Source organism: Acinetobacter sp. NIOH-H-8, assembly GCF_046635365.1.
Taxonomy (GTDB): domain Bacteria; phylum Pseudomonadota; class Gammaproteobacteria; order Pseudomonadales; family Moraxellaceae; genus Acinetobacter.
This window is the reverse complement of the sequence record NZ_JBHDVN010000406.1, coordinates 1-250: the sequence shown is the minus strand read 5'-3', so window position 1 is coordinate 250 and position 250 is coordinate 1. Positions and strand designations below refer to the sequence as shown.

At 37.2% G+C, this 250-nt stretch carries 1 pseudogene; it reads left to right on the top strand.

Going from position 1 to position 250, the window contains the following annotated elements:
• Window positions 1-123: 123 nt before the first annotated feature.
• Window positions 124-250 (top strand): annotated as a pseudogene (locus tag ACEWB7_RS18875) (IS5/IS1182 family transposase); the annotation flags it as partial.

Below are 250 nucleotides of genomic sequence, written 5' to 3'. Positions count from 1 at the left end.
AATCCTATAGAACAGATGTGGGCATGGGTTAAACGTAAGCGTAAAGAATGGTTGATCGACTCAGTCGATGAGTTATTTCAAGTTTTTTTCGAATCCTGTATGAATAATAAAGTAGTTTGACTATATCATCGGCGAAGTTTGGTTGAAACTAAGATGCATTGCATCAAATTATTAGGAGATAAACTCAGTGCAAGGAGTTTTGATAGCCAAGTGAATGAGATCCATGCACGTGTAGCAGTCCTTAACAGAT